The organism is Arcicella aurantiaca, from assembly GCF_003148625.1.
In the GTDB taxonomy this organism is placed as follows: Bacteria; Bacteroidota; Bacteroidia; order Cytophagales; family Spirosomataceae; genus Arcicella; species Arcicella aurantiaca.
Genome location: NZ_QGGO01000036.1, coordinates 49,356 through 57,664, shown reverse-complemented (window position 1 = coordinate 57,664; position 8,309 = coordinate 49,356). Strand labels below are relative to the sequence as shown.

The window sequence follows — 8,309 nt, the reverse complement described above, 5'->3', positions numbered from 1 at the left end:
GGTGCTTTAATAGGAATTAAAGCTAACAATAACTGAGCAATTATGTCAAAATCAATGGAAAATTCAGTAAAAAAACGCTGAATCCTGCGAAGATTTGTACACGTTTCTCGGTTGTTAAGGGTTACCGCATTTTTACTGTAACTAATGTTTCTGTTACGAATTAGAGAAACAATAAATAAATTAAGAAACTTTAAACGGGCTTTATGCCACGGTAAATAGTTTTGTAATTGTAAATCAATGGTTGTATTTTTATCCTCCATGAGCCAGTGCAATCTGTTTTATGTGTCTTGGTAAACCCATATTACAAATTGCTTGGCTCTTTTCAAAGTTTTGACATATACTCAGCATTCGAGTTTAACTTCTTTTGAATGTCCAGTACCTCAACAATTTCATTTTTGTTTGATGATGAAGGTGCTGGCAAGCGAAAATCTTTTCCAGAAGAAATAAACCACGTTTTCCAGTTGCCTGCATTGGGTTCAACTTGGGCTTGGAGTGTGGTAGCCAATAAAATAAGGGCTAATAAAGAGGTCAGTTTTTTTGTCATAATTTTGTTTTTTCTTCAAATTTAGTAGCCGAAAAAAACAAAAAATGTTAGTCTGAATATACAACCGTTTTGAGTAAACCAACGACAGGTTATCATCAATGAATTTCAGAACCGTAAACTAAAAATTAATGTATTTTGATGATATTCAAATTGTTACTATTTTTTTTGCAAATAAACATTGCCTTTATTTGCACTCGAAACATTTATAGACAACGCCATGACGTATTGAAATTAGATTTGACAAATTTTTGAAAGTAGTCCAATTTAACCAACATTAGACTTCCTGCGAAAGTGTTTTATGATTGAAAAATGGTATATTTTCACTCGAAAAGATGTTGTTTTACGACATTAAATACATACTTCCGTTAAAAAATCACAAAGAGGTGTTTAAAGAAAAAATTAAATTTTATTTATGGGTAGGATTAATCTTGTTATCATTTGATTTATTCGTCGAATATGTATCAAATACAGATGTGTTTTTTTTAAAAATGGCTAACAGTATTTGGTTGATGATTTATGTAATGATAATCAGTTTTTTCATTTTTGAGTATTCGATTCCATTTATCAAGTTCAGATGGAAGAGACTTTTGATGCTACCCTTTATTTTCGTGTTTTATATATTTATGTTTTCCTTTGGATTTTATTGGTGGAGAAATATTGGCGTTAGCTTACATATTTATTTCGCTTTTACTGAATATAAATCGACAAGAGATGCCTTATCTAATTTTTTTCCAAGAGGGCTTTTTTCAGCTATCGTAATCGGCATTATTAAGTATTCTTATGATTTTAGAGTTTTAAAGGAAACAGCTCAAAAACTACGAATAGAGAAACAGGAAGCAGAATTGAATTACCTTAAATCTCAAACCAATCCACATTTTTTGTTCAATACCCTCAATAATATATATTCGTTGGCAAGAGACAATGACCCTTTAGCATCTGAGTCTATTTTACGATTATCCAAAATTTTAAGATTCATGTTGTACCAAACCAATGTCGATTTTATTGCTATCGAACAAGAATTGAAAATTATGGAAGATTACATTTCCCTTGAAAAACTACGGTACGATGAATCTTTGATAATCAATTTTAATCATTCCATAGAAGATATAAAACAAGAAATTCCACCACTTTTATTAATTCCATTTGTTGAAAATGCCTTTAAACATGGTGTATCAGAAACTCGAAATAATCCTTTTGTAGATATTCATTTGTCTGTCCAAAATCATTTATTATTGTTTATCGTAAAAAACTCAACGGAGAAGTCTCCAAGTCATGAAAATTCGAGAGAAAACATTGGACTTTCCAATCTCAGAAGGCAATTAGAACTACTCTATAAGGATTATGAAGTAAACGTTTTTCAGGGAGAATTTGACTTTACAGCAACATTAAAGATAAATCTAAAAAGCCATGTCTAATATCAAATGTATCATCATTGAAGATGAACCCTTAGCGGTAAAAGTATTAGCGGATTATATTTCTAAAATCCCTTTTTTAGACCTTCAAGGTTCATTCAAAGATGCTTTTCTTGCCTCTGAATATCTACATAATAATACGGTAGGACTGATTTTTTTGGATATTCATTTGCCAAAACTCAAGGGTATGGCATTTCTAAAAACACTGATTAATCCGCCGAGCGTCATCATCACAACTGCTTATCATCAATACGCCGTCGAAGGCTTCGAGTTGAATGTGACAGATTATTTGCTAAAACCGTTTGAGTTTGAGCGTTTTTTTATGGCAGTAAACAAAGTAAAAACTATTGCATCTGAAGTGAAAAACTTGGAGATAAAGGATTATATTTTCGTGAATGTTCAAAAGAAGAAAGTGAAAGTTTTATTTTCAGAAATCATATTTATTGAAAGTCAAAAAGAATATATCAAAATAGTGACGACTAAGAATGAATACTTATCAAAAATGGGAACGGGTGAAATAGAAGCACTATTGCCAGAAAATCTCTTTAAACGAATTCATCGTTCCTTTATCATTTCAATACAAAAAATTGAATCCTTTAATGCTGAAATGGTTGAAGTAAATGGCTTCACCATTCCAATTGGGCGAGGCTACAAAGAAACCATCGGTGTTTTTTTAGATACATAGTGTGGATTTAATTCGCTGATTATTAGAATTAGACAAGTACGCTGTTTTAATTTTGTGAGTTTAACACATAAATAGATACTTTGTATGAACTACCAACATTTTACAGAGGTTTTACTTACCGTTAAATAAAAAATGCTTCATTTTTTAAAGTAATATCTCGCCAAGTGCTATATTTAGGACAAGTCGCTCATTATTAAATATTTGCCTTGCCTAATGCTTTGAAAAAACTGCCCTCAATATTATCCTGCCTTATTATTTTATCCAGTTCTGCCTTTACCCAGAATTTACAGATAAGAAGTGTTTGGCATTTTAAGAAAGGAGATATTTCTCAAGATTCTATCCAAAAAATTATTCACAGAAAGCAGCTATTTCTTAAATACAATGAAGTAATTACGCTTCAATTCAGTCCGAGCAATCCAAATTTTACCTATTTTTTTAGAATCCCCCATACTGAAAAATTTAATCAGTGGATGGAAATTGGTCATGAACCTATCGTACAAATACCAGCGTTAGAGGGAGATGATTATTCTTTGGAAATTTGTACTAATCCAAATGATAAAAAAACGATTGCCAAAATATCCATCAATATTGCGAAAGTTATTTGGGAAGAGGGATACTTTTTACCCTCAATCATTATTTATGTACTTTTTCTGATAGGAATAGCGGTTTATTTCTTCTCACTCTATAATCTCCGACAAAAACTAAAACTTCAAGATGTTAGAAATAGAATTGCCGCCGATTTACATGATGAAGTGGGTTCAAACCTCAATAGTATTGCCATATTTGTAGAATTACTTCGTCGGAAATCCCCTCCAGAACTTTTACCAATTCTTGATAAAATAACAAATAATTCCACTGAATCTGTGCAGTTAATGCAAGACACTATTTGGGCGATTCAAGCTAAAAATGATGATTTTCAAAAATTTATAGACCGTATGAAAGGCTTTTCTACTGAAGTGTTAGCAGCGAAAGGCATCTCATTAAATTTTGAAAACCAAGTAGATAGCAGTAGAAATACTCTCTCAATGGATGCCAGAAAAAATGCGTACATGATTTATAAAGAGGCTATCAACAACATTGTAAAACATTCAAAAGCGACTAAAGTTGAGGTGAAAATCTTAATGGAAAATCATCAAATTATCATTGAAATTAGCGATAATGGAGTTGGGTTTGACCCAAATCAAGCTACTGAAGGCAATGGTTTACGCAATTTTGAAGAAAGAGCAGAAAATAATGAAATGAGACTTAATATTAATTCGGTGAAAGGTATCGGAACAAAAGTATTATTAGAAATACCCTTAATTTAAAACTTTTTTCTCCCCAATATTGGGGATTTTTTGGGTAGATAATTCAACATAGTTTTGTATCAAGAATTTTAAAAGAGGCAAATTTATGGTGATGATAACAAAGAGAGTCTATACACTATTATCCAAAATAAATTCTCTAATTAATGATAAAATTATGATTCGGGTTGTGCTATTTGAAGATAATAAAAACCTACGAGAAAGCCTTTCAATGTATTTGGCGAGTTCCGATAGTATTTGGTTAGCGGGTTCATTTTCAGATGCTCGGAATGCACTTTGGGCAATGAAAACTCATCATCCTGACGTTGTATTGATGGATATTCAGATGCCTCATATCACAGGAATTGAAGCGATGATTGATATAAAAAAAGTTTATCCCAACATAAAAGTTTTAATCCAAACCGTGTATGAAGACGAAGACCATATTTTCAAAGCAATTTGTGCAGGGGCAAACGGATACGTAGTGAAAAATCCCAATCCCGAAGTATATATACAAGCCATAGAAGAAGTACACGCAGGAGGCTCACATTTATCACCCAATATTGCAGCCAAAGTATTAGCCATGTTTCAGAGTCAATACGTGAGGATACAACCCACATTTATAGAATTGACACAGCGAGAAAAAGAAGTTTTAGGCTGTATGGTAAAAGGCATGAGTTACAAAATGATAGCCGATGCCTGCGACATCAAATTCAGCACAGTACACTCACATATTAAAAATATTTACGAAAAACTCCACGTCAATTCTGCACCTGAGGCTGTTGTTAAGGCTTTGGAAATGCGGTTAATATAAAATTATGGATGAACAATTACATCTTTTAGACTCTGCTTTAGACCCTACCATAAAAATGGTTGAATCTGAACTATGTTGGGCAGCAAGTATTGATATGGTTGCAAGACAGCAGAAAATCGTAGTAAGTCAAATAAAATTAAGAGATTGCATTAACCAGTATTTGACTAATGAAAATACCTCACATAGATACATTCAGAGTACCATGCCTTCTAATAAAAAATACTTTGAAACATTATTTTTAGAAGAAATATTAGGTAAAATAGGCTGTACTCAATATCAATCAAGTTGTTTTCCTCCAAAAGAGTTTATTGAGAAGTGTATATCTGAGAATTCTCCAATCATTTTTAACGGAATTTTTTATCCACTTTTTGGTATTTCAACCCTACATACATTTGTCGTACAAGGGTATAAAAATGTTGATAATAAATTTTGGATATTAACCCTTGACCCTCGCAGTACAGAAACAACTTGTAAAGTAGCATGGGTTTATAATGAATTAATAAATAGACATAATAAGTTCCAAATTGCCAATGAGAAACACGTAAAAATGGATTTTGTAACGAACTTTTTGCCTGCTCAAAACAAAGGTTTCTATGCGAATGATTTTATACCTGAGCCTTTACAGAGTTATAACACGACAGGACTTAAAGATGAATTGATGGTAAAGCAATTTGCAGAAATTGTGGCGTCACAAAAATATTCATTATTGGAAAATTATTTTGGAGTGAGTCCAGAGGAATTAGAATTATATGGTACAAATGTAAACTATAAAACAAGGTATTGCTCCTTTGATGAAATTCTTTCAAGAACAAATACTTATGGTGTTACATATTATCTACCTGCTCAGGTGAATAAACAAATAAAACTTGAATTTATTTTTTTCGAAGAGAAAGAAAATCAACTTACTTTTCTTGGAATACAAGAACCACTTGGTGTACAGAATATTTTATACATCAAAGTCGATGGCAAGCAAATCAAGCTAAATCATGAAAAACCAGATTATGAAATAGTTACCATCAATGCCAACCAGAAGGATTATGTATTCTTACAAATTACCATAAATGAAACTACATATTTTTCTCCAATTTATAATTATGAGAACTTATTAGTTACAAATACTTATCAAGAGTTTGAACTTAAAAACATTTTTTCATCTAAATAGTAAAAATATGTCTAAATTATTAGCAAAGAGGTATTATTTGACTTATGTTGAGCCTACAAATCGTCCTCCAGCTACTTGGTCTGTGATTGTGAAACAAAAACAACAAGATGCTGAAGAGTATTTAACTCATCACAGAAAAAGAGAAGAACAAAACAGAGAAAAAGTCTTTTTTTACTGCATTTCAAGGGAAATGTGCCTTTCTAACATAGAGAATTCAGATGGGTTATTGATTAAATTAAAAAATAATGGGAAAAGTTGTGACTTTTACCCGTTTGACAAAAATATTCCTTTGGGATTAGGAGATTTTGCTATTTCTCAAGCCGTTATAATAGCCATTTTTAGTGTTCAAGAAATTAATTCTTTAATAGTTTATCCTTGTGAAAATGATTCAATTGTGATTGAAATAGCAAAGGATAGATGTGGAGATGATGGAGCTGGTGGTGATGGCTATAAAGTTAAACTTCCATAATATGATACAAGCAGATAAGACAAAACAAGTCCTCGAATTGTGTGCGTACCTTCTGATACTGTCAAGAGGTATGCTATTTGTTATTAGCTTGTATTGTAGAAAAAACTACCACTTAGACAAAGCTATGAAAGTTTTGTTTTATGTTACTTTAATTGGTTTTGTGATAGCCATTGGCGAAATACTTTTTATTTATTTAGTAAAACACTATACAACTTTTTTTCTACCCTATTTACAAAAATATGAAATTGATGATACCTTCTTTATTTCGCCCTTCTATTATCTCAATGAAATACTTTTTTATGGTTTAGCGTATTCGTATTCTCTTGGTAATAAATATACAAGACCTATCCAAATAGTTACTTTTGTATTGTTCATTGCTGAAATTATCAATACGATTTGGTTGGAAGGATATAAAGATTCTCAACCAGTAGGCTCATTTATATTTTCGAGTTACAACATTGCTTTATCTTTTTTTTATCTTAAAAATTTCTATGCAAAAAATCTACGTTCTAATAGTACCAAAGATGGTATTTTAATTATATCGTGGGGTATCTTACTTCAATCTGTCTTATCAATATTTATTTATATACTATCAAAAAATATTTTTAATGACGATGTTATTCTTTACTATAAAATCAGCATATTTAGGATGGTCATTGAGAGTTTATGTTTCGTTGTAATGGCTTATGGTGTTTGGTTGTCAAGGAATCGTGGATTGAAAGTTTCCACTTAATTCTACTTAAAAGCGAGAAAATTATATAGGTTTTATATTCAAAAGCAAGCTCAAAAGGCTTGCTTTTTTGTGTACAAAATAATTTTAAGAAAGAAATCATGATTTTATAAAATAACGGAATTATCTACGATTTGTCGCACAGCCACCGTACTCTTATCAATCAAATAAATAACCCTAAATTTCTTATGAATATTGAATAATTTTTCCATTTTATTGGAATTTTGATTCGCTTCTATTTAGGTGATTGCTTGTGTTTTGAACTAAAAATGTATTTTTTATAAATTATGTTATAGTTTTTGATTGAAAAATAACAATTAAATCTTTTTTGTTGGACTTTAAATTAAAATTATTTATTCCAAATTTTTGGAATAAATAATTCAATATTCCATATATTTGGAAAAATATTTTAGGGTATAACTTTGTTTCGTCGGTACACTATACAAAAAATAATAAAAAGATAGGGTAATCTAAAAATGGGCTTCCAAAAGAACGTTCGTTTTTAGAGGTACTAAAAGAGTATAATTACGATTGATAATAATTTAATTTTTCAAATCAATGCCACATATTCCCTTAGAAAGTCATTTACCCGGAATCACAGGTTTATTGGAATACCGTCAAGATTCGGCAAAACCCATTCGTGAATTAACACAAATTTTATTGCGTGGAGAATCCACACTGACAGAAGGGGAGCGTGAATTAATTGCCACGTTGGTATCGTCTCGCAATCAATGCGTTTTCTGTACAACTGCCCATACAGCAGCGGCAGATATTCTTTTAGGCGAATCCCAAACCTGTGAAATGGTGAAAAAGGATTTTGAAACGGCTCCTGTTTCAGAGAAAATGAAGGCGTTATTATCCATTGCAGCCGCAACACAAGAAGGTGGTAAAAAGGTAACAGATTCAAAAATTGAACGTGCCAAAAATGCAGGAGCAACCGACCGAGAAATTCACGATACCGTTCTGATTGCTGCTCTTTTTTGTCTTTACAACAAATACGTGGACGGTATGGCAAGTACAACTCCCACAGAACCAGCATTTTATCAAAAATTAGGCGAAAGAATTACCACCAATGGCTACAATCGTGTGCCTTCTATTTATGAGCAATTGAAGAAAGAAGTGGTGTAAACGGATTCCTCATATTTTAGTCGCTTGCCTCTGGCGAGTGACGATTATTAATAGGCATCTTGCCTAATTGTAGTACATTTCA

General features: G+C 31.6%; 9 protein-coding genes and 1 pseudogene. 8 read left to right on the top strand and 2 right to left on the bottom strand.

What is annotated here, in order from left to right; all coding sequences use genetic code 11:
- A pseudogene (locus LV89_RS25630) lies at window positions 1–260 on the bottom strand (hypothetical protein); the annotation flags it as partial.
- A 62-nt stretch (window positions 261–322) separates the two neighbouring features.
- Complete coding sequence (locus LV89_RS22075) at window positions 323–544, bottom strand: hypothetical protein (protein WP_109745102.1); 222 nt, start codon at window positions 542–544, stop codon at window positions 323–325.
- A gap of 488 nt (window positions 545–1,032) precedes the next feature.
- Between LV89_RS22075 and LV89_RS22070 the strand changes: the two genes are divergently transcribed.
- The 8 genes from LV89_RS22070 (at window position 1,033) to LV89_RS22035 (ending at window position 8,227) form a co-directional block, all read left to right on the top strand.
- Window positions 1,033–1,959, top strand: coding sequence for a sensor histidine kinase (locus LV89_RS22070; RefSeq protein WP_211321256.1), 927 nt, complete (start codon window positions 1,033–1,035; stop codon window positions 1,957–1,959).
- A complete protein-coding gene (locus LV89_RS22065; RefSeq protein ID WP_109745100.1) occupies window positions 1,952–2,641 on the top strand; it encodes a LytR/AlgR family response regulator transcription factor in 690 nt (229 codons plus the stop codon). The genes LV89_RS22070 and LV89_RS22065 overlap by 8 nt, the downstream gene beginning before the upstream one ends.
- A 218-nt stretch (window positions 2,642–2,859) precedes the next feature.
- Window positions 2,860–3,948: a sensor histidine kinase gene (locus tag LV89_RS22060; protein WP_146199232.1), complete on the top strand. Its 1,089-nt coding sequence runs from the start codon at window positions 2,860–2,862 to the stop codon at window positions 3,946–3,948.
- A gap of 154 nt (window positions 3,949–4,102) precedes the next feature.
- Window positions 4,103–4,738: a response regulator transcription factor gene (locus tag LV89_RS22055; RefSeq protein WP_211321255.1), complete on the top strand. Its 636-nt coding sequence runs from the start codon at window positions 4,103–4,105 to the stop codon at window positions 4,736–4,738.
- A gap of 4 nt (window positions 4,739–4,742) precedes the next feature.
- Window positions 4,743–5,900 (top strand): hypothetical protein, encoded by a 1,158-nt coding sequence (locus tag LV89_RS22050; RefSeq protein ID WP_109745098.1) that lies wholly within the window; start codon window positions 4,743–4,745, stop codon window positions 5,898–5,900.
- 7 nt (window positions 5,901–5,907) lie between these two features.
- The gene (locus tag LV89_RS22045) at window positions 5,908–6,369 is read left to right on the top strand and encodes a hypothetical protein (protein WP_109745097.1); all 462 of its coding nucleotides are present in this window, start codon (window positions 5,908–5,910) and stop codon (window positions 6,367–6,369) included.
- A gap of 1 nt (window position 6,370) precedes the next feature.
- The gene (locus tag LV89_RS22040) at window positions 6,371–7,102 is read left to right on the top strand and encodes a hypothetical protein (RefSeq protein WP_146199231.1); all 732 of its coding nucleotides are present in this window, start codon (window positions 6,371–6,373) and stop codon (window positions 7,100–7,102) included.
- A gap of 555 nt (window positions 7,103–7,657) precedes the next feature.
- On the top strand, window positions 7,658–8,227 hold the full coding sequence (locus LV89_RS22035) for a carboxymuconolactone decarboxylase family protein (RefSeq protein WP_109745095.1): 570 nt from the start codon (window positions 7,658–7,660) through the stop codon (window positions 8,225–8,227).
- The last annotated feature ends 82 nt before the right edge of the window (window positions 8,228–8,309 follow it).

Excerpts from the sequence above, each read along its gene's own strand:
- LV89_RS22075 (WP_109745102.1), bottom strand. The coding sequence starts at position 544 with ATGACAAAAAAACTGACCTCTTTATTAGCCCTTATTTTATTGGCTACC.
- LV89_RS22070 (WP_211321256.1), top strand. The coding sequence starts at position 1,033 with ATGGCTAACAGTATTTGGTTGATGATTTATGTAATGATAATCAGTTTT.
- LV89_RS22065 (WP_109745100.1), top strand. The coding sequence starts at position 1,952 with ATGTCTAATATCAAATGTATCATCATTGAAGATGAACCCTTAGCGGTA.
- LV89_RS22055 (WP_211321255.1), top strand. The coding sequence starts at position 4,103 with ATGATTCGGGTTGTGCTATTTGAAGATAATAAAAACCTACGAGAAAGC.
- LV89_RS22050 (WP_109745098.1), top strand. The coding sequence starts at position 4,743 with ATGGATGAACAATTACATCTTTTAGACTCTGCTTTAGACCCTACCATA.
- LV89_RS22045 (WP_109745097.1), top strand. The coding sequence starts at position 5,908 with ATGTCTAAATTATTAGCAAAGAGGTATTATTTGACTTATGTTGAGCCT.
- LV89_RS22040 (WP_146199231.1), top strand. The coding sequence starts at position 6,371 with ATGATACAAGCAGATAAGACAAAACAAGTCCTCGAATTGTGTGCGTAC.
- LV89_RS22035 (WP_109745095.1), top strand. The coding sequence starts at position 7,658 with ATGCCACATATTCCCTTAGAAAGTCATTTACCCGGAATCACAGGTTTA.